The 22,510-nt window shown below is 71.0% G+C and carries 2 protein-coding genes; both read right to left on the reverse strand.

Features of this window, described 5'->3' with window-relative positions:
- Positions 1 to 69: 69 nt before the first annotated feature.
- On the reverse strand, positions 70 to 279 hold the full coding sequence (locus tag NQK81_RS04190) for an MbtH family protein (RefSeq protein ID WP_007029404.1): 210 nt from the start codon (positions 277 to 279) through the stop codon (positions 70 to 72).
- Positions 276 to 22,469 (reverse strand): non-ribosomal peptide synthase/polyketide synthase, encoded by a 22,194-nt coding sequence (locus tag NQK81_RS04195; protein ID WP_257487108.1) that lies wholly within the window; start codon positions 22,467 to 22,469, stop codon positions 276 to 278. The genes NQK81_RS04190 and NQK81_RS04195 overlap by 4 nt, the downstream gene beginning before the upstream one ends.
- Positions 22,470 to 22,510: the final 41 nt, after the last annotated feature.

Genomic DNA, 22,510 nt, shown 5'->3' on the forward strand with positions numbered 1-22,510 from the left:
GATTCTGAACAACGCAAGTCCGTGAAGACCCCCTTGAGCGACAAGGAGGCCTTCACGGACTGAAGCGGGTCAGGACTCCATGGCCTTGACGAGCGAAGCGGGCCGCAGGTCCGTCCAGTTGGTCTCGACGTATTCGAGGCACTCCGGACGCGACGCGGGGCCGAACTTCGTCGTCCAGCCCGCCGGGACCTCGACGAACTCGGGCCACAGGCTGTGCTGGCCCTCGTCGTTGACCAGCACCAGGTACGTGCCGTCGGGGTTCTCGAACGGGTTCGTCATTCCTTGTTCTCCTTCTTCGTGGCCGGTGAATCAGCCCGGCGGATGAGCGCGTCCAGTGCGAGGAACCAGCCTTCCGCGAGTTCCCGCACCGAGTCTTCGGTGAGCACGGCCTCCGGCCAGGACCAGTGTGCGGCCAGTTCGGGGCCGCCGGGGCGGTCCTCGGTGACGACGTTGACCGTCAGCGCGTGCGAGACCGGCATCCCGTCGTCAGGGCCGAGTTCGGCCGCCTCGGCCTCCGCGGCGTACGACCAGTCGGTCGCCTCGGGGATACCGATCCGGCCCAGGTAGTTGAACTCGATCTGCGGCTTCTCGAACTTCGCGAGCTCAGGGCCGGTGCGCGGGTCGAGATATCGGAGCAGACCGTGCCCGATACCGCCGTCCGGCAGCCCGTCGAGATGCGCCCGGACCCGTTCGAGCGCCTCCCCGGCGGCGGCACCGCCGGCGAACGCGTCGTCGACGTCGAGGTCGCCCAGGTCCAGACACACCGGGACGACGCTGGTGAACCAGCCGACCGTCCGCGACAGATCCGCGCCACCAGCGAGTTCCTCCTCGCGGCCGTGCCCTTCGACGTCGACCAGCACCGCCCGTCCCCCGTCCCGGCGCCACCGGGTGACGGCGAGGGCGAGACCGGTGAGCAGAACGTCGTTGATGGTCGCACGGGACAGCAGCGGGGCCGTCCGCTCGGCGGGCAACGTCAGCGACACCTTCTTCACGGTCGCCGCCACGTCCCGCGCGGGGTCGAGCGGCCGGTCCAGCGGGATCGGATCCCCGCCGCCCAGTACCGACTTCCAGCGATCCAGCTCGCCGGTGCGGTCCTGGGCGGACAGAGCACGCGACCATCTCCGGAACGAGGTGTCCACAGAAGACAGCTCCGGCACCCCGCCGTGCGCGACCGCATCCCAGGCGGAAGCGAGGTCCGGCAACAGGATCCGCCACGACACACCGTCGACGGCCAGGTGATGGATCATCAGCAGCAACCGGCCTGGCTCGGCCGATCCGGCGTCGAACCACGTCGCGCTCAGCATCACGCCCGCGTCCGGGTCCAGCCGGGCACGAGCCGGCTCCGCGTGCCGCTCGATGAGAGCGGGCAGATCGCCTTCGATCTCCACGCGTTCGATGTGGACATCGACGGATTCGGCCACCCGGAGTGACCAGCCGTCCACCGATCGGTCGAGCCGCGCTCGCAGCATGTCGTGCCGCGCGACGACCGCGCCGAGCACGGTGTTCAGCTGGTCAGCGGTCATCCCGGACGGCGTCCGCAGCAACGCCGCCTGGTGGTAACCGCCGATCGGGCCGCCGAGTTCGCGCAGCGCGTGCATGATCGGCGTGAGCGCGACCGTGCCGTCGTCCTCGATGCTCTCGGCGACCTCGGCCAGCGCCTCGACCGTCCGGCGCGCGAACACGTCGTGCGGCGTGATCTTCAGTCCGGCCGCGCGCGCCCGGCTGACCAGCCGCATCGCGACGATGCTGTCCCCGCCGAGGGCGAAGAAGTCGTCGTCGGCGCCGAGTTCCGGCACGTCGAGCACCTCGGCGAAGAGCGCGCACAGCGCCTTCTCCCGGTCGGTCTCGGGCGCCCGTCCACCTGCCAGTTCCGTGTAGTCCGGCGCGGGCAGCGCCTTGCGGTCCAGCTTTCCGTTGGACAGCACGGGAAGCGCGTCGAGCGAGACGAACGCCGCCGGCACCATGTAGTCCGGCAGCGCCTCGGCCGCGAACCGCCGCAGCTCCTCCCGATCCACAGTGGACACCACGTACGCCACCAGTTGCTTGACCCGCGGCCGGTCCTCACGCACCAGGACGACCGCCTGCGTGACGTTCTCGTGCCGTTCGAGCACGGCCTCGACCTCGCCGGGTTCGACCCGGAAGCCGCGGATCTTCGCCTGGTCGTCGGCGCGCCCGCCGAAGTCCAGCCGCCCGTCCGCGGTCCAGCGGGCCAGATCACCGGTGCGGTACATCCGGGCTCCCGCCGGGCCGAACGGATCCGCCACGAACCGCTCGGACGTCAGCGCCGCCCGACCGAGGTATCCCCGGGCGAGCCCGGAACCGGCGAGGTACAGCTCCCCGGTGACTCCGGGCGGCACCGGCCGCAGCGCCGCGTCCAGCACGTACGCGCGGGTGTTCGCGACCGGTCTGCCGACCAGCGGCTTCTCGCTGTCGCCGATCCTCGCGACCAGTGCGTCCACTGTGGACTCGGTGGGGCCGTACAGGTTGAAGGCCTCGGTTCCGTCCAAAGTGGCCAGGCGACGCCACAGACTCTCGGGCACCGCCTCACCGCCGACACCGATCACGGCGAGCGGGCACCGGTCGCCGTCGAGCAGCCCCGCGTCCGCCATCTGCGCGAAGAACGACGGGGTGACCTCGATGAAGTCGAAGCCGTCCCGCTCGATCATCGCGGCCAGCAGTTCGGGGTCGCGCCGGGTCTCCTCGTCCACGATATGCACGGCGTGCCCGTCGAGCAGCCACAGCTGTGGCTGCCAGGACGCGTCGAAGGAGAACGACCACGCGTGTCCCACCCGCAGGTGTGGTTTGCCGGTGGCCTCGACCGCGGGCCGGTGCAGGGTGGCGCGGTGACTGTGGAACAGGTTCACCACGCCGCGATGCGGGACGACGACCCCCTTGGGTGTCCCGGTGGAGCCGGACGTGTAGATCACGTACGCCGGATGTTCCGGGTCGAGCGGGCGGATCCGGTCACGGTCGGTCAGGTCGTGCGCCTGCCGGTCCTCGGTGACGAGCGCGCACAGCGCCAGTGTCTCGATCTCGGTCCGGGGCAACGACTCCAGCAGCTCGGGCTCGGTCAGGATCACCTTGGGCCGCGCGTCGGCGAGCATCGCGGCCAGCCGCTCGGCCGGGTAGTCCGGGTCGAGCGGCAGGTACGCCGCCCCTGCCTTGTGGACCGCGAGGATCGCCAGCAGCACGTCCGCCGAACGCGGCAGCGCCAAGGCGACGAAATCCTCGGGCCACACGCCGTGGGCGACCAAGGCCCTGGCGAGCCGGTTGGCGCGCTCGTTGAGTTCGGCGAAGGTCAAGGCGACCTCGCCCGACACCACCGCCGTCGCGTCCGGCGAACGCCGCACCTGGTCCTCGAACAGACCGGCCACAGTGGACGGTTCGACGGCGAGCGCCGTGTCGTTCCATTCCCGCACGATCAGGTCGAGGTCGGCCTCGGCCAGGATGTCGACCCTGCCGACGGGTGCGTCCACATCGGACACCATCGCGGCGAGCACGCGTTCCATCGCGGGGAGAAGCCGCTCCGGCAGGCCGGCGTCGAACAGGTCGGAGCGGTACTCGGCGGTGAGCTTCAGCCGTGTGCCGGGTTCCACCGCCCAGGTGAGCGGATAGTGCGTGGAGTCCTCGTGGCGCACGATCTCCCCGCGCAACCCGGCACCGGTCTCGTCCTCGTCAGCGCCGGGGTAGCTCTCGAACACCATCAGCGTGTCGAACAGCTCCCCCAGCCCGGCGACGCGCTGGATGTCGGCGAGCCCGAAGTGCTGGTGTGCCAGCAAAGCGGACTGCTCGTCCTGGACCCGGTCGAGCAGGTCGCCCAGCTTTTCGGCCGGGTCGAGCGCGATCCGCACCGGGATCGTGGTGATGAACAGGCCGATCATCCGCTCGACCCCGGCCAGCTCGGGCGGGCGCCCGGCGACCGTCGCGCCGAACACGACGTCCGACCGGTTGGTCAGCCTGCCAAGCACGATGCTCCACGCGGTCTGGACGAGCGTGTTCAGCGTCAGACCCCGCGAGCGGGCCACTGTGGACAGTGCCTCGGTCGCCTGCTCCGGCAGTTCCAGCGACAACCGTTCCGGCAGGGCCGGGACCCGCTGCGGGTCGTGCGGGACGAGATGCGTCGGCTCGGTCAGGCCGTCGAGTGCCTGCCGCCACGCGGTTTCGGCGGCCTCCCGGTCCTGTTCCCCGAGCCAGCCGAGATGGTCGCGGAACTGGCGGACGGGCGCCGGCTCGGCCCCGGCGTACAGCTGGGACAGCTCGGCGAACAGCTGCGGCACCGACCATCCGTCGAGCAGCACGTGCTGGTGGGTGAACACCAGCCGGTGCCGTCCGTCCGGCAAGGCCAGGAGCAGGAACCGCAGCAGTGGCGCGGCGGCCGGGTCGAACCGGCGCCGTTCGTGCGCCGACTCCGCCTCGGCGTCGTCCGCCGAAGCCAAGAAACGCCACGGAACGGTGACCGAACGCGCCACCAGCGCGACAGGGCGGCCGGACGCGAGGTACCGGTAGCCGGTGCGCAGGATGGCGTGCCGGTCCACGAGCGACTGCGCGGCGTCACGCAGTCGCGCCGGATCGAGCGGCCCGTCGAGATCGAAGGACACCTGGACGGTGTAGACGTCGGGTCCGCCGCCGTCCATCGTCGCGTGGAAGAACAGCCCGGCCTGCAACGGCGTCAGCGGCCATACCTCGGCCGTGTCCGGCGCGATGTCGAGGATCTCCGCCTGTTCGGCCGCGTCGAGCTCCACCAACGGCTTCCTGGTCGTCGGCGCGTCGAGCCGCACCGAGCTAACCTCGGCCAGTGCCGCGACGGTCCGGTGCCGGAAGACGTCACGCGGGCTCAGCAGCAGCCCGGCGCTCCGCACGCGGCCGACCAGCTGCATCGCGACGATGCTGTCCCCGCCGAGGCGGAAGAAGTCGTCGTGGATACCCACCTTGTCCAGGCCGAGCACACCGGCGACGAGCGACGCGAGCAGTTCCTCGCGTGGGGTGCGCGGGGCATCGCCGGTGACCTCGCCGGAGAAGTCCGGGGCGGGCAGCGCCTTACGGTCGAGCTTCCCGTTGGGCGTCAACGGGTACGCGTCCAGCACCACGAACGCCGACGGCACCATGTACTCCGGCAGTGTGGCCTCGGCCAGCCGCCGGACCTCTTCGACGTCCGCCTCCCCGGTCAGGTAGGCGATGAGCCTGCCGTCGCGCAGGACCACGCGTGCGGAGAGCACGGACTCGATCTCGCCCAGCTCGATCCGGAAGCCGCGCAGTTTGACCTGGTCGTCGGCCCGGCCGAGATAATCGAGCGCGCCGTCGGTCCGCCAGCGCGCGAGGTCGCCCGTGCGGTACATCCGCTCCCCGGCCGCGAACGGATTCGCCACGAACCGCTCGGCGGTCAGCCCGGCCCGGCCGAGATAGCCGCGCGCGAGTTGGCTGCCCGCCAGGTACAGCTCCCCCGCCACGCCCGGCGGAACCGGTCGTAGCCGGGAGTCGAGCACGTGGACCTGGGTGTTCCACACCGGACGTCCGATGGGGACAGCGTCATCGACGACCTCCCACGAGGTCACGTCCACTGATGCCTCTGTCGGCCCGTAGAGGTTGTGCAGCGGGACGTCCACGCGAGCCGCCAGTTCCGGCGGCAGCGCCTCGCCACTGCACAGGACTCGGCGGACGCCATGCCATTCCGGCTCTTCGGCGAGGAACGCCTCCAGCATCGACGGGACGAAGTGCAGCGTCGTGATCCGCTCGTCGCGGATCAGCGCTTCGAGATATGCAGGATCGCGGTGGCCGTCCGGTTTGGCGACGACCAGGGTCGCGCCGGTGGTCAGCGGCCAGAAGAACTCCCACACCGACACGTCGAAACTCGACGGCGTCTTCTGCAACACCCGATCATCGGCCGACAGGCCGTACTCGTCCTGCATCCACAACAGACGGTTCACGATGCCGGAATGCGGCACCACCACACCCTTGGGGCGGCCGGTCGAACCCGACGTGTAGATCACATACGCCGGAGACGCCGGATCCACCACCCGTCGCAGACTCTCACCGGAATACCCGTCCAAAGCAGGCAGCTCGTCCAGAACGACCGCGGGCACGGCGTCTTCGAGCATGAACGCGATGCGATCGGCCGGATAGTCACGGTCGACCGGCAGATAGGCGCCACCGGCCTTGTGCACGGCATACAGCGCGACCACGAGATCGAGCGACCGCGGCAACGACACCGCCACCACCGACTCGGCACCCACACCCTGCTCGACCAGCCACCGCGCCAACCGATTCGCCCGCGCGTCGAACTCGGCGTAAGACAGCTCGGCGCCCTCGAACACCACAGCGGGAGCGTCCGGCGTCCGCGCCACCTGCGCCTCGAACAACTCCGGCAGCGTGGTCGCCGGGACGTCGTGCGCGGTGTCGTTCCAGCGCCCGAGCTGGGTGCGCTCGTCCTCGCCGAGGACGTCGAGCTCGCCGACTGGGATCACCGGATCGGCGGCCACCTGCTCCAGAACGGCGACCAGCCGCCGCGCGAACGATTCGGCCGTGGCGTGGTCGAACAGATCGGCGCTGTACTCGACGGCACCCGAGATCCCGCCAGTGTCACTGCCGTTCTCCAGGAACCCGAACTCGAGGTCGAACTTGGCGACGCCCTGCGCAAACTCCTCCTGCTCCGCGCGGAGGCCGGGCAGCTTCAGCGAGTCCTCGGCTTCGGGTAGGTAGACCACCATCACCTGGAACAGCGGGTGCCTGGCCAGCGAACGTTCCGGGTTGACCGCGTCGACCAGGCGCTCGAACGGCAGGTCCTGGTGTTCGAAGGCGGCGAGGTCCGTCGCACGCACCCGGGAGAGCAGGTCACCGAACGCCGGGTTCCCGGACAGGTCGGTGCGCAGCACCAGCGAGTTGACGAAGAAGCCGATCAGCGGCTCCAGCCGTTCGTCGACGCGGCCGGAACTCGGCGCGCCGAGCGGGATGTCGTCCCCGGCGCCGAGCCGGTGCAACAAGGCCGCGACCGCGGCCTGCGCCAGCATGAACATGCTGACGTCGTGCTGCCGGGCGACCACGCGCAGGCGTTCGGTGAGCCCGCCGTCGATCGGGAAGGTGACGAGACCACCACGGTGGCTCGACTCCGCCGGACGGGGACGGTCGACAGGCAGAGCCAGCTCGTCCGGCAGACCTGCCAGCGCTTCCCGCCAGAAGCCGAGGTGCTGAGGCGCTGTCGAATCGAGCAGTTCCCGTTGCCACAGGGCGTAATCCGCGTACTGGACGGGCAGTTCAGTCCACTGTGGAGCGATGCCCGCCGCACGAGCCTTGTACGCCGTGGCGAGGTCCGCCATGAGCGGCCCTTGTGACCACTCGTCCGTCGCCACGTGATGGATCACCAGCAGCAGGACGTGTTCCCGCGGCGAGACGGCGAAGACCGTGGCCCGGATCGGGAGTTCCTCGTCGAGCGCGAACCCTCGACCGGCCTCGGCGGACAACTGCGCCGGAAGGTCACCGGCTTCCTCGAAACGGACCTCCGGACGTGCGTCGGCCAGGATCCGCTGCGCCGCGACACCGTTCTCTTCGGCGAACACGGTCCGGAGTGGTTCGTGCCGCTCGACGAGGTCGCCGATAGCCGCGCGCAGCGCGTCCACGTCCAGTTCGCCGTGCAGGCGCCAGGCGAGCGGGATGTTGTAGGTGGCCGTGGTCCCTTCGAGCCGGTACAGGAACCACAACCGTTGCTGCGCGGGCGAAAGCGGCAGCACGTCCGGCCGCTTCCCGGCCCTCAGGACCGGCTGCGTGGACGGGTCCGCGAGCCGTTCGGCCAGCGCGGCGACGGTCGGGGCGTCGAAGACGTCGCGGACCGAGACCGTGGCGCCGAGACTCGCCGAGATCCGGCTGACCAGGCGCATCACCAGCAGCGAATGCCCGCCGAGCGTGAAGAACCCGTCGTCGATCCCGACCCGCTCGACACCGAGCACGTCGGCGAACAGCGCACACAGGGCCTCTTCCCGCGCGTTCCGGGGCTCGCGGCCTTCGCTGGTCGCGAACTCCGGCGCGGGCAGGGCCTTGCGGTCGAGTTTGCCGTTCGGGGTCAGCGGGATCTCGTCGAGCACGACGAACGCCGACGGCACCATGTGCTCCGGCAGCTTCGCCGCCAATGACTCCCGCAGGCCGTCGGCGGACCCGACGACGTAGGCGACCAACCGGTCTTCGCGGGCGACGACCACAGCGCGTGTGACGAACGCGCTCAAGGCGGCTTGGACCTCACCGAGTTCGACCCGGAAGCCGCGGATCTTGACCTGGTCGTCGACGCGGCCCAGGAACTCCAGCACGCCGTCGTCCGACCAGCGCGCGAGGTCCCCGGTGCGGTACATCCGCTCCCCCGGGCCACCGAACGGGTCGGCGACGAACCGCTCGGCGGTCAGCCCCGGCCTGGCCAGGTACCCGCGAGCGAGCTGCACGCCGGCGAGGTAGAGCTCACCGGGGACCCCTGGCGGGACCGGGTTCAGCCGCGCGTCCAGCACGTACGTCCGCGTGTTCCACACCGGACGCCCGATCGGGACCGACGGCGTGGTCTCGGCACCGGCTCGCCAAGCGGTCACGTCGACGGACGCTTCGGTCGGTCCGTAGAGGTTGTACAGCGGCACGTCCACGCGGGCCGCCAGCTCGGACGGCAGCGCCTCGCCACTGCAGATCACGCGCCGCAGGCCCGCACACGTCGCGGTCTCCAGGAACAGCGCGAGCATCGACGGGACGAAGTGGACGGTGGTGATCCCGGCGGTGCGGATCAGCTCGGCGAGGTACGCCGGGTCCTTGTGCCCCTCGGGTTTGGCGACCACCAGCGTGGCGCCGGTGATCAGCGGCCAGAAGAACTCCCACACCGACACGTCGAAACTCGACGGCGTCTTCTGCAACACCCGGTCATCGGCCGTCAGGCCGTACTCGTCCTGCATCCACTGCAATCGGTTCACGATGCCCTGGTGAGGCACCACGACCCCCTTGGGGCGACCGGTCGAGCCGGACGTGTAGATCACGTACGCCGGAGACGACGGATCCACCACCCGGCCCAGACGCTCACCGGAATACCCGTCCAGCGCAGGCAACTCGTCCAGAACGACCGCAGGCGCCGCGTCTTCGAGCATGAACGCGATGCGATCGGCCGGATAGTCACGGTCGACCGGCAGATAGGCGCCACCGGCCTTGTGCACGGCGTACAGCGCGACCACGAGATCGAGCGACCGCGGCAACGACACCGCCACCACCGACTCCGCGCCGACACCCTGCTCGACCAGCCACCGCGCCAACCGATTCGCCCGCGCGTCGAACTCGGCGTAGGACAGTTCCGAGCCTTCGAACACCACAGCGGGAGCGTCCGGTGTCCGCGCCACCTGCGCCTCGAACAACTCCGGCAACGTCGCGACCGGGACCTCACGAGCCGTGCGGTTCCACTCCGTGATCCGCGCGGGTTCGTCGCCGACGAGGACGTCGAGCGCCGCGACGGGCCGCTCCGGTTCGGCCGTGACCTGCTCCAGCAGGGACGTCAGCCGGGTCAGCAGACGCTCGGCCGTCGTCTCGTCGGCGAGGTCCTCGGCGTACTCCAGCATCAGCGTCGCGGTGGTTCCGTCGTCGACCATCGTGAAGTGCAGGTCGAACTTCGCCATGCCGGTGTCCATCTCGAACCACTCGGCGGGCAGCCCGAGTACGTCGCGCGCGTCGCTCTGCCGGTGGTAACCCACCATCACCTGGAAGAGCGGGTTGCGCCCCGGTACGCGCGGCGGGTGCAGCTCCTCGACCACACGCTCGAACGGCAGATCGCCGTGCGAGAACGCGGCGAGGTCCGCCTCTCGGACCCGGTCGAGCAGACCGGCGAACGTCGGCTCGCCGGACAGATCGGTCCGCAGCACCAGCGTGTTCACGAAGAACCCGACGAGGTCGTCGAGCGCCGCGTCGGTGCGTCCGGCGATCGGCGCGCCCAGCGGGATGTCGTCCCCGGCGCCGGTCCGGTGCAGCAAGGCGGCCACCGCCGCCTGAAGCACCATGAACGGGCTCGCACCCGCCTTCGCCGCCAAGTCGCGCACAGCGGCCGACAGTTCCTCGGACAGCGGGGACTTGACCTTGCCGCCCTTGCCCGTCGGCTGGAGCGGACGGGGGCGGTCCAGCGGCAAGGTCAGCTCTTCCGGCGCGCCGCGCAGGGATTCGGCCCAGAAGGCGACCTGATCGGCTCCGCGCTGGTCGAGGAAGTCCCTCTGCCACAACGCGAAGTCTGCGTACTGCACCGGCAGGTCCGTCCACAAGGGAGCTTCGCCGGTCAGCCGGGCCCGATAGGCCGAGGTCAGGTCGTCCAGGAACGGCCGGTCCGACCATTCGTCGGTCGCGCTGTGGTGCAGGACCAGCGAGATCACCTGGTCACCCTCGCCGAGGCGCAGGACCCGCAGCCGGACCGGGATTTCCGCAGCCAGGTCGAACGGGGTCCGCGAAAGTCCGGCGATCCGCGCGGCCAGGCCCTCCTCGTCGCACTCTTCGACGGCGAACGGGATCTCCGGCGCGTCGAGAACGCGCTGGTAGGGCTCCCCATCGTGCTCGGCGAGCACGGTCCGCAGGACCTCGTGCCTGCCGAGCACGTCGCCGAGCGCCGCACGTAGCGCGTCGAGGTCCAGGGCACCGCGCAGGCGGAAGGTCAGCGGGAAGTTGTACGCGACCGCGTTCGCTTCCATCCGATCCACGAGCCAAAGGCTGCGCTGGGCCGCCGAAAGCGGGATGCGGTCGGGACGCTCGGCGCGGACCACCGCCGGGCGCGCCGGTTCGCCACTGCCCGCGCGTGCGGCCAGCTCGGCCACTGTCGGCGCCTCGAACAGGTCGCGGATGGCCAGTTCGGCGCCTAGTTCGGTCCTGGCCCGGCTGATGAGCCGGGTGGCGAGCAGGGAATGGCCGCCGAGATCGAAGAAGTTGTCCTCGACGCCGACCCCCTCCACACCGAGGACCTCGCCGAAGAGCGCGCACAGCGTCTCCTCCTCGGCGGTCTCGGCCGGACGGCTTTCGGCGAGCCGCACCGTCTGCTCGGCGTCCGGGAGCGCCCGCGTGTTGAGCTTGCCGTTGTCGGTCAGCGGCAGCGCGCCCAGCGTGACGAAAGCGGCCGGGACCATGTAGTCCGGCAGTTCCGTCTTGAGCCTGTCCCGCAGGCGCTGCACCAGTTCGCCGCCGCCGCGGGCCGCCGTCGGGCTCGTGGCGTACTTGGCCAGGTTCGTGCCGAACGAAACCGGCTGATGCACCCCGGTGACCAGCGCTTCCGTCTGTCCCTTGTGGACGAACACGGCCTCGAACGCGCCCTCGGCCGACCACGTGCAGTACACCCGGAACCCGAGCCGGTCGCCGAGTTCGTGCACGTCCTCGGGCTCCACACCACAGGAGGAACCGAAGACCGCGAGGACGTCGACGAGCGGCGCACCGGCGTCCAGCGCACGCGTCGCCTCGACCTCCGGCGCCTGCCGGGCATCCGGGATCCGACTCACCCGAAGCGTTTCCACGCCGGGAAGACGCTTCTCCAGTGCGGCCAGGGAACCTACTTCGTCCCATGACAGGCGTGGCGCCTGAGCGACCGACACCGTCTCGGCGGGTTCCTTGACGAGCACCGCGTCGTAGCGGTACCGGCTCAGCTCGTTGTGCAGCCGGGCCCGTTTGATCCGGACCTGCGCGGCGACGTCCGGAAGCCGCCGCGCGAGCGTGGTGAAGTAGTCCGGGTCGATCAGCAGTTCCTTCTCCAGCGCGGCACCGCGTTCGATCGCGCGCCGCACCTGGGCGACGTCGGAGGTCGCGTCGGCGCGGGTGAGCTGGATAGCGGAGTGGAAGGCGCGGGCGAGCCGCAGGTTGCGGACGTCGCCGACGAACAGCGCGCCCCCGGGCGCGAGCAGGCCGATCGCCTTCGTGATCACGTCGGTCAGATAGTCGACGCTCGGGAAGTACTGGATGACGGAGTTGATCACGATCGTGTCGAACCGGCCGGCGGGCAGGCCGTCGAACACGTGCGCCGGCTGGGCGCGCAGATTCACCTTGGCCGCCAGCGCGGGATCCTGCTCCAGCTCGCGGTTCAGCTTCGCGATCACCGGCGCGGCGAGGTCGGTGCCCCAGTATTCCTGGACCAGCGGAGCGATCTGCCCCATGAGCAGACCGGTGCCGACGCCGATCTCCAGCACCCGTTCCGGCTTCAGCTCGGCGATGCGGTCGACGGTCGCCCGTCGCCATTCCCGCATGTGCTCCAGCGGGATCGGCTCGCCGTCGTAGCTGGAGTCCCAGCCCGCGAAGTCCTCCGTGAACAACGCCGTCGGGATCTCGGTGTACTCGTCGGAGTAGATCTGCTGCCATTCGCCGACCTGGTCGGCTTCGGCCTCGGCGCGCGCGTCCCCGCTCAGCTCGGCCGGGACGACGTACCCGATGAGCCGCTGAAGTCCGGGCGCCGACGGGTCCGGCCGCGCGATGACGGCGGCCTGCGCGACCTCCGGGTACCGGCTGAGCGCGGTCTCGATCTCGCCGAGTTCGACGCGGTAGCCCCGGATCTTGACCTGGTCGTCGGTGCGGCCGAGGAAGTCGAGATTGCCGTCCGGACGGCGGCGCACCAGGTCACCGGTGCGGTACATCCGCCCGCCACCGGGCACGAACGGGTCGGCGACGAACCGTTCGGCGGTCAGGCCGGGACGGCCGAGGTAGCCGCGGGCAAGGCCCTCGCCCGCGATGTAGAGCTCACCCGCGACACCGTCGCGGACCGGCCGGAGCCACGCGTCGACGATGTAGGCGCGCGTGTTCCAGATCGGCTTGCCGACGGTCGGGGTGTCGCTGTCGGTCGTGCCGCCGCCGAGCGTGTTGATCGTGTATTCGGTGGGGCCGTACAGGTTGTAGCCGTAGGTCCCGTCGGTGTCACGCAGCCGGTTCCACACCGACTCGGACACCGCTTCGCCGCCGAGCAGTACCAGCGCGGGCCGGTGCCCGTCGAGCAGCCCCTCCTCGATCAGCAGATGCGCGTACGTCGGCGTCACGTTGACGACGTCGACCTCGTGCTCGTCGCAGTACGCCACGAGTGCCCGCGCGTCCCGCCGCAGTTCCTCGTCGCAGACGTGGACTTCGTGCCCTTCCACGAGCCACAGCAGTTCTTCCCACGACATGTCGAAGGCGAACGACACGGTGTGGGCGATCCGCAGCCGCCGCCCGCCCGCCGACGCGATGGCCGGGGCGAAGATGGCGCCCTGGTGGTTGAGCTGCATGTTCGTCAGGCCGCGGTACGGCGTGACCACGCCCTTGGGCTTGCCGGTCGAGCCCGACGTGTAGATGACGTACGCCGGGTGCTCCATGCGGTCCGCGCGGCCGCGCGCGAACAGCGGGCGTTCGGCGTCGGAGATCGGGCCGTCGCCGAACGCCCTGTCTTCGTGGTCGTCGACGAGGATCCGCGGCGTGGTGCCGGGAATCGTCGCCGAGACCTCCTTGGTGGAAACCAAACACAGCGGCCGGGCGTCCTCCAGCATCACCGTGAGTCGCTCGACCGGGTAGTCGAGCTCCAACGGCAGGTACGCCGCACCGGTCCGCAACACGGCGAACAGCGCGACCACCATGTCGATCGACCGCGGCAGCCCGAGCGCGATCACCTGTTCCGGTGCGGCGCCCTTCGCCAGCAGCAGGCGGGCCATCCGGTTGATGCGCGCGTCGAGTTCGGCGTAGGTCAACTGCTCCGCACCGAACACCAGTGCCGTCGCGTCCGGAGTCCGCTCGGCCTGGGCGGCCAGCAGGTCCGCGATCGTGTCCTCGACGACGGGATGCTCGGCCTCCGCCCAGCCGGCCTCCAGCGCGGCACGATCCTCGGCGGACACCGTCGCCAGCGCGGCGACCGGTTTCGCCGGATCGTCGACCATCTGCGCGACCAGTGACGTGAACCGGTCCAGCACCGACGCGGCCTCGGCGGCGTCGATCACGTCGTCCCGGTAGGACACCGTGATCCGGATCTCCTCGCCCGGCGTGACCACCAGCGTCAGCGGGTAGTGCGTGGCGTCGATGTTCAGCAGGCCGGTGATGCCGTGCCGGTGACGCAGACCGTCGCGCCGTTCGTCGCCGTCGGCGTTGCGCAGCACGAAGAGCGTGTCGAACAGGACGCGATGCCCGGCTTCCCGTTGCAGGACACCGAGGCTCATGAACTCGTACGGAGTCAGGTCCATCCGCTCGGACTGCAAGCGTCGCACCAGGTCCAGGACGGATTCGGCCGCGTCGAGCCGCACCCTGGTGGGCACGGTGTTGAGGAACAGGCCGATGGTGTTCTCGATCTCGGGCACGGCGGCGGGCCTGCCCGCTACCGCGGCCCCGAACACGACGTCGGTGCGCCCGGTCATGGTCGACAGGACCAGGCCCCAGGCGGCGTTGAGCACGGAGTTGACGGTCAGGCCGTGCCTTCTGGCCTGCTCACGCAACGCGCGTCCCAGTTCGGGCGGGAGCACGGTGTCCAGGTCGACCGGGGTCGCCGGGACCAGGTCCCGGCCTTCCGGGCCGATGACCGTCGGCTCCGCGAGCCCCGACAGCGCCTCGCGCCACGCGTTCGTGGCCGCCTCGATGTCCTGCCGGCCCAGCCAGCGCAGGAAGTCCACATAGGACCCGGCAGCGGGCAGTGCCCGGTCGTCACCGCCGAGGTCGTACAGCGCGAACAGCTGCTCGATGAACAGCCAGGCGGACCAGCCGTCCCAGAGCAGCAGGTGCCGGTTCAGCACCACACGGTCGCGTCCGTCGCCGAGCCTCACCAGCTTCAGCCGGAACAGCGGCGGGGCGCCGAGGTCGAACCGCGTCGCGCGGTCTTCCGCCATCAGCTCTTCGAGCTTGGCCTGCTGCTCGTCTTCGGGAAGGGCAGAAAGGTCCACTTCCGACACCGGGGGTTCGACCGCGGCCGCCACGAACTGCACCGGTCCGCGCAGGCCGTCGCTGGTGAACCCGGCGCCGAGGCTCGGGATCCGCCGGAGCAACGCGGAGACCGCCGCCCGCAACCGGCCGGCGTCCAGGCGGTGATCGAAGTCGATCGCCTCCTGGATCGTGTAGATGTCGACCCGGTCGGAGTTGTAGCTGGAGTGGAAGAACAGCCCTTCCTGCAACGGCGACAACGGCCAGACGTCGGCGACCGGCACCGGGCTGACCCGCTCCACGCGGGTGATCTCCTCCTGCGTCAGCGACACGAGTTCGAGGTCGGACGGCGTGAGGCCCACCGGCGCGAGATCGACCAGGGCGGCGGCCCAGCGTTCGGCGAGCGCGGCGCCGGTGCCCGCGAACGTCGCCGTCAGCCGCGGCCCGTCCGGGGTCTCCTCGCAGGCGACCCCGATGCGGAGGGCGTGGTCTCCGGACGGCGGCACGGCCGCGTGCCCGGCGACCTGCCATTCCCCCGGCCCGGCCGGGATCCGGCCGTCGTAGCGCAGCGCGATCCGCGGCTTCGGGAGCCCGGCGAGCAACGGGCCGGTCTGGACATTGAGGTAACGCAGCGGGCCGTAGCCCTCGGGTGTCTTCCGGACGGTCTCCTTGACGGCCTTGAGCAGCGCGAGCGGTTCGCCGGTGGCGGTGATCCGCACCGGGCGGACCGACGTCAGCGCGCCGACCGTGTCCGAGGTGTCCACCCTGCTGTGAAGATCGACGAGGAGGTCGCCGCCGACGGCGATTTTCAGCGCCGTCAGGAGGACGGCGGTCACGTCGCCGTGCACGGCCGACGGGAGCGCGCCTACCAGCGTCCGGGTGTCCTCGATGGACAGAGTGACGCGACGTTCGACGACGTCGCCGGGGATCTCGGCGGAGCCGGGCGTCAAGGTCTCGGCCCAGTGCTCGATCTCGCCGAGCAGCGCGGGATCCCGCGCTTCGTCGGTGATCCGGCGGGCGAACGTCCGCAGCGACGTCCGCACGGGGGCGAACACCGGCGGACGGCCGTCGGTCACGGCCTGCCAGGCGATCGCGAGATCGGCCGCCAGCGTCGTCCAGCTCCGCGCGTCCAGCAAAACCGGATGCGCGACCAGGAGCAGCCTGCCCGGCTCGTCGAACCAGACTGCCTGAAGCAGCGTGTCCGGCAACCGGTCGACGGCGTCGCGGTACTCGTCCTCGACGGATCCGATCGCGTGCCGGAGCAGCTCCGCCGCCTGCACCGTCCCTTGTGGACGGATTTCGAGCGACCACAGCACCGAGGCGACCCGCGACAGTTCGAGCCGCAGGCCGTCGTGGTGGTCGAGCACGAGTTGCAGGGCGGCGGCGAGCGTCTCGACGTCGGCCCCGGCGGGCGCGGTCAGCAGCACGGACTCCGGCTGGATCGCGTCGCCGAGTTCCCGCAGTCTGAGCACCTCGGGAAGGAGAGGCAGGGCGCCGACACCGTCGGCGACGGCCGGCTCGGAAGGTGCGGCGGAGGCGGCGAGCGCGGCCGGGGTCCGGAGCTCGAAGACGTCCTTGGGGCTCAGCTCGAACCCGGCCCGCCGGGCGCGGCTCGACACGGCGATCGACGAGATGCTGTCGCCGCCCAGCAGGAAGAAGTCGCCGTCGGCACCGACTGAGTCCAGGCCGAGGACGTCCGCGAAAATCCGCGCGAGGGTCCGTTCCCGGTCGTTCCCGGCCGCGGCCGCGGGCCTGACGGCCTCGGGCGCGGGCAAAGCGCGGACGTCGAGCTTTCCGCTGGGGGTCAAGGGGAACTCGTCGAGCACGACGAAGGCCTGCGGGACCATCGGCGACGGCAGTGCTTCGCTGACGGCGGCACGCAGCCGGTCCGGGTCCGCATCGCCGACGACGTAACCGACGAGCGCGCCGTCCTTCGCGACGACCGTGGCGGCCGTGACCTCCGGCAACGCGACGAGGACCGCTTCGATCTCGCCGAGTTCGATCCGGTTGCCGCGGATCTTCACCTGCCGATCGGTGCGGCCGAGGTACTCGACCTCTCCGTCGGCGCGGCGCCGCACCAGGTCACCGGTCCGGTACAGCCGCTGCCCGGGTTCGCCGAACGGGTCGGCGACGAAACGTTCGGCGGTCAGGCCTGGCCGCCCGTGGTAGCCGCGGGCCAGCTGGACGCCGGCGAGATACAGCTCGCCCGCCACGCCGTCGGGCACCGGACGGAGACAGCCGTCGAGGACGTGCACCCGCGTGTTCCACACGGGGCGGCCGATGGGCACGGTGGCGCCCTCGGTACCTGTGCCGGCGAAGAAGGTGACGTCGACGGCCGCCTCGGTGGGGCCGTAGAGGTTGTGCAGCGGGACGCCGGTGAGCGAACGCCACCGCGCGGCGATCCCGCCGGTCAGCGCCTCGCCGCTGGAGAAGACCCGTCGCAACGACCCGAGTTCGCCGGTGACCTCGTCGCTGCCGAGGAACGCGGCGAGCATGGACGGGACGAAATGCAGGGTGGTGATCCGCCGTTCCCGGATCACCCGCGCGAGATACGCGGGGTCGCGGTGACCGTCCGGTTCGGCCAGGACCACCGTGGCGCCTTCGCACAGCGCCCAGAAGAACTCCCATACCGACACGTCGAAACTCGACGGCGTCTTCTGCAGCACTCGGTCATCGGCCGTGAGCCGGTATTCGTGCTGCATCCACGCGAGCCGGTTGACGATCGCGCGATGCGTGACGGCCACGCCCTTCGGCCGACCGGTCGATCCGGAGGTGTAGATCAGGTAGGCGGTGTTGTCCGGCCCGGCGGCAGAGCCCGGAACGTCGTCGACGGGTTCGCCGATGACGGGGACCTGCGTGAGCCCGTCGACGACCGGGATCCGCGCGGCCGTGCCGGGTTCGGAGAGCACGAAACGCGCGCCGGAATCGGCGAGCATGTACTCGAGCCGGTCGGCCGGGTAGTCGAGGTCGATCGGCAGGTAGGCGGCCCCCGCCTTGAGGACACCCAGCAGCGCGACCATCAGCTCGGCCGACCTCGGCACAGCGACGGCGACGACCTCTTCGGGACCGGCGCCCAGGGCACGCAGCCTGCGAGCCAGGTTCTCGGCGCGGGCATCGAGGTCCGCATAGGACAGTTCGGTGTCCCTGAAGATCACCGCCGTCGCGGCCGGCGTCTTGGCGACCTGCTCGGCGAAGGCCTCGGCCAGTGTCCGCTCGGGCACCGGATGCGAGGTCGCGTTGAGCTCGGCCAGACGGCCGCGTTCGGCGGGCGACAGCAGGTCGAGGGCGGCGACCGGCAGTTCGGGGTTCGCGGTCAGCGTCTGCAGCAGGCGCGCGAACCGCTCGGCGAGCTGACCTGCCGCGACCGCGTCGATCCGCGCGGCGTCGAACTTGAGGCTGAACTCCAGGTCTTCACCCGGGGTCACGATCAGCGCGACCGGGAAGTGCACCGCGTCGGTGACCTCGACGCCGGTGAGGCGGACGGTTCCGGACGCGCGTTCGTCGTCACGCGGGAAGTTCTCGACGACCACGAGGGTGTCGAACAGTTCTTCCTGCCCGGCACCGGCGATGCGCTGCAGTTCGCCGAGGCCGAGATGCTGGTGGTCCAGCAACGCCGCCTGCTCGCCTTGCAGCCGCCGCAGCACGGCGGCGACGGTCTCGGCTCCCGACCAGCGCAGCCTCACCGGCACCGTGTTGATGTAGAGCCCGACCGCCGATTCGATACCGGCGGCGCCGGTGTCACGACCGGAAACCGTGCTGCCGAACAGCACGTCGTCCCGGCCGGTGAGCCCGCCGAGCAGGAGACCCCACGCGCCGTGCAGCACGGCCCCGAGGGTGAGCCCGTGCGCGCGAGCCATGTCCGACAACGCCTTCGTCGCCTGCTCGCCGAGGTTCAGGTGCAGCCGCGACGGCTGTCTCGCCGCTCCGGCCCCGCCATCGACCAATCGGGTGGGTTCGTCCACTCCGGACAGTGCCGCGCGCCAGGCCTCGCGCGATGCCTCGTGATCACGGGACGCGAGCCTCCGCAGGTGGTCGGCGCGGGTGTCCTGCTCCGGGAGCGCGTCCGCTCCTTCGTAACCTGCCAGCAGTTCACGGAGCAGCACCACGACCGACCAGCCGTCGGCGATGATGTGGTTGAACGTCAGCGCCAGCTTGGCGTGCCGCTCGTCGAGCCGGGTGAAGGTGGCCCGTAGCAGCGGCGGCCGGGCGAAGTCGAACCGGCGCGCGCGGTCGGCCTCGAAGGCTTCCGCGGCGTCTTCGGCGGACACCTCGCGCCAGGGAAGTTCGGCGTGCCGGGTCACCGTCTGGACCACCTGGCCGCCGTCGAGCTGCCGGAAACCGGACCGCAAAGACGAATACCGGTCCAGCAAGGCCTGCGCCGACCGGCGCAGCGCGCCGGCGTCGACGTCACCTTCGAGGTCGAGCACCTCCTGCACCGTGTAGATGTCCGCGGCCTGGCCGCCTTCGAACTCCGCGTGGAAGAAGAACCCTTCCTGCAACGGCGTCACGGGCAGGACGTCGGCGTACTCGCCGAGCGACGCCCGCTCGGCGCCGGTCAGCTCCAGCAACGGCCGCTCGTCCACAGTGGACTCGGCGACGACGGCCTCCGCACAGGTGGCAAGCGCCTCGGGAGTCCGGTGCTGGAACACCTGACGCGGGGTGATGGCGAGACCGTGTTCCGCCGCGCCCAGCACCAGCCGGATGGACAGGATGCTGTCGCCGCCGAGCGAGAAGAAGTCGTCGTCGGCACCGAACGAAGTCAGACCGAGGACTCGCGCGGCGACGGCGCACAGGATCCGCTCGCGTTCGGTGCGCGGCCCGCGGCCAGTGGCGGCCGCGCCGAAGTCCGGGAGGGGCAGCGCGGTACGGTCGAGTTTTCCGTTCGGCATGATCGGCAGCCGGTCGAGGTCCACGAACGCCGACGGCACCATGTAGTGCGGCAGTGCCGCTTCCGCGTGGGCGCGCAGGTCCTTGAGCAGCGTCGGCGACCCGTCCGGGGCCGGGACGACGTACGCCACCAGCCGCCGGTCACCCGGCTTGACCTCGCGGGGCACGACGGCGATCCGCTCGACGCCGGTGAACGTGGCGAGCGCGGACTCGACCTCCCCGGGTTCGATCCGGAACCCGCGGATCTTGACCTGGTGGTCGGTGCGGCCGAGGAAGTCCAGGTTCCCGTCCGCTCGCCAGCGGACCCGGTCACCGGTGCGGTACATCCGCGCGCCGTCGCCGGTGAACGGGTCGGCGACGAAACGTTCCGCCGACAGCCCCGGACGGCCCGCGTAGCCCCGCGCGAGACCGCGTCCGCCGACGTACAGTTCGCCCTCGACGCCGACCGGGACCGGCCGCAGCGCGGTGTCGAGGACGTAGCAGCGGGTGTTCGGGTCCGGGACACCGATCGGGATCGGCCCGGTCCAGCCGGGCTCGGCCGCCCACAGCGTGGAGTTCACCGTCGCCTCGGTCAGCCCGTACGCGGCGACGACCCGCAGGTCTTCGGCCCAGCGCGCGATCAGTTCCGGCGGCACGGTCTCGGTGCCGACGATCAGCACCGCGCCCTTCGGCAGTTCGCAGTCCGAGGGCAAAGCCGCGACCAGCGACGGCGGCAGGATCATGTGCGTCGCCGCGTTGTCCGCGATGTACCCGGTCAGCTCGACGCCCGCGACGCGGCGATGCGACGGGACCACGATCAGTGTCCCGCCGACGCACAGCGACATGACCAGATCCCAGACCGTCACGTCGAAACCGGTGGAGGCGAACTGCACCACCCGGCTGTCCTCGCCGATGCCGATCCGTTCGGTCGCCGTGCTGATCAGGCTGCCGATCCCGTCGTGGGACAGGACCACGCCCTTCGGCCTTCCCGTCGAACCCGAGGTGTAGATGACATACGCGGCCTGGCTCAGCGCGATCCTGCTCACGTCCACAGTGGACGAGTCGAGCGCCGCGAGTTCCGCGGCCGTCTCGGGATCGTCGAGCAGGATCCGCTCGGCGTCCACACCGGACGGCAGCTGCGCGGATTCCTCCACAGTGGACACGACGATCTCCGCACCCGCGTGCGAAAGCATGTACGCGAGGCGATCTTCGGGATGGTCGAGGTCGAGCGGGAGGTACGCGGCTCCGGCCTTCATCACGCCGAGCAGCGCGACGACGAGATCGGCCGACCGCGGCATCGCCACACCGACGACGTCCTCGTCACCGACGCCGCGTCGCCGCAACAGCCGGGCGAGCCGGTTGGCGGCGGCGTCGACCTCGGCGTAGGTCATCCGGACGTCCTCGCAGACGACGGCCTCCGCGTCCGGCTTCCGCGCGACGACCCGGGCGAACGCCTCGGGCCAGGACACCTCCGGCGACTCCGCGACCGCCGTCCCGAGCGCCAGGACCCGGGCCCGTTCCTCGGCGGAGAGCAGGTCGATCGCGGCCAGCGGCAGGTCGGGCCCTGCCATCAGGGCGTCGAGCACCGCGGCGAACCGGCGGCGGTGATCGGCGAGTTCTTCGTCCGAGGACACGGCCTCGTCCGCGTCGAAGTCGAACCGGAGCCCGCGCCCTTCACCGGCGTCGTACACGGCGATGGCGACGTCGCTGATCGGCCCGAGTTCGAGGTTGTGCACCGTCGCGCTCGCGGCGCCGAACGCGAGCTCGCCGCCCACGGCCATGTAGTTCACGCTCAGCCCGACGAGTTCGTGCACCCCGCCGCTCGCGCCGAGCTCACGCGCGAGGTCTTCCCCGCGATACCGGCTGTGTTCCAGCAGCGCGGACACCTTCTCCGCGACCTGGGCGACGAGCTGCGCCGGCGTCGTCTCCGGGCGCACCGTCAGCCGCAACGGCAGGACGTTGGAGACCATGCCCGGCCGCTCACGCAGGGCGCGGGTGGTCCGAGCGGTGACCGGCAGGCCGAGGACGAGGTCTTCGGCGCCCGTCACCCGATGGGCGTACGCCGCCACCGCGGCGATCACCACCCGGGACAGCCTCGTGCCCGCGTCGAGCGCGAACTTCCGCAGGTGACCGGCGTTCGCCGCGGACAGCTCCCACGAATGCCGCCGGAGCCGGACCCGGCCGGACGACGCGCGGCCGAGCAGCCGAACCGGATTGGGCCTGCCCGCGAGTTCACCGAGCCAGTGGTCGCGGTCGGCCTTCGCGTCGTAGTCCACCTCGGCCAGCCCGGCGAGCGGCCAGGAGACCTCCTCGGCGGTGCCCGAATAGTGCGCCGCCGCGCGACGGGTCAGGACGGCCTGGCCGTGCGCGTCCATCACCAGATGGTGGTAGCGCTGGAACCAGCGGACCCGGTCGGCGGCCAGGACGAGCAGTGTGTGCGCGGTGAGCGGCCCTCGGGCGGGGTCGGTCACCACGGCGAGCTCGGCCCGCGCCCACTCGTCCGCGGCCCGCTCCGGATCCGGCTCACCGGTGAAGTCGAGGACCGCGACCTCACCGGGGGCGACCGGACGCTGGACCGGCGTGTCGCCGTCCAGCTCGACCGTGACGTGGAGACACGCCGCCTCCGCGACCGCCCGCCGGACGGCTTCACCCAGGCGGGCGATGTCGACGTCGCCGCGCAGTTCGACGACCCAGCCGATCGTGTAGACCGGGTCGGCCGGGTCGAGCTGCTGCGCGAGCCAGATCCCCTGCTGTGCCGGGGTCAGGGGAAAGCCGCGGTTCATCGGGTCGCCTCCACCGTTCAATGCTTTCGGGATCGTCCGTG

The sequence above is a fragment of the Amycolatopsis roodepoortensis genome (assembly GCF_024628825.1).
Taxonomy (GTDB): Bacteria; Actinomycetota; Actinomycetes; order Mycobacteriales; family Pseudonocardiaceae; genus Amycolatopsis; species Amycolatopsis roodepoortensis.

Bases quoted from the DNA above. Each gene is read 5' to 3' on its own strand.
- NQK81_RS04190 (WP_007029404.1), bottom strand. From the start codon at position 279: ATGACGAACCCGTTCGAGAACCCCGACGGCACGTACCTGGTGCTGGTC.
- NQK81_RS04195 (WP_257487108.1), bottom strand. From the start codon at position 22,469: ATGAACCGCGGCTTTCCCCTGACCCCGGCACAGCAGGGGATCTGGCTC.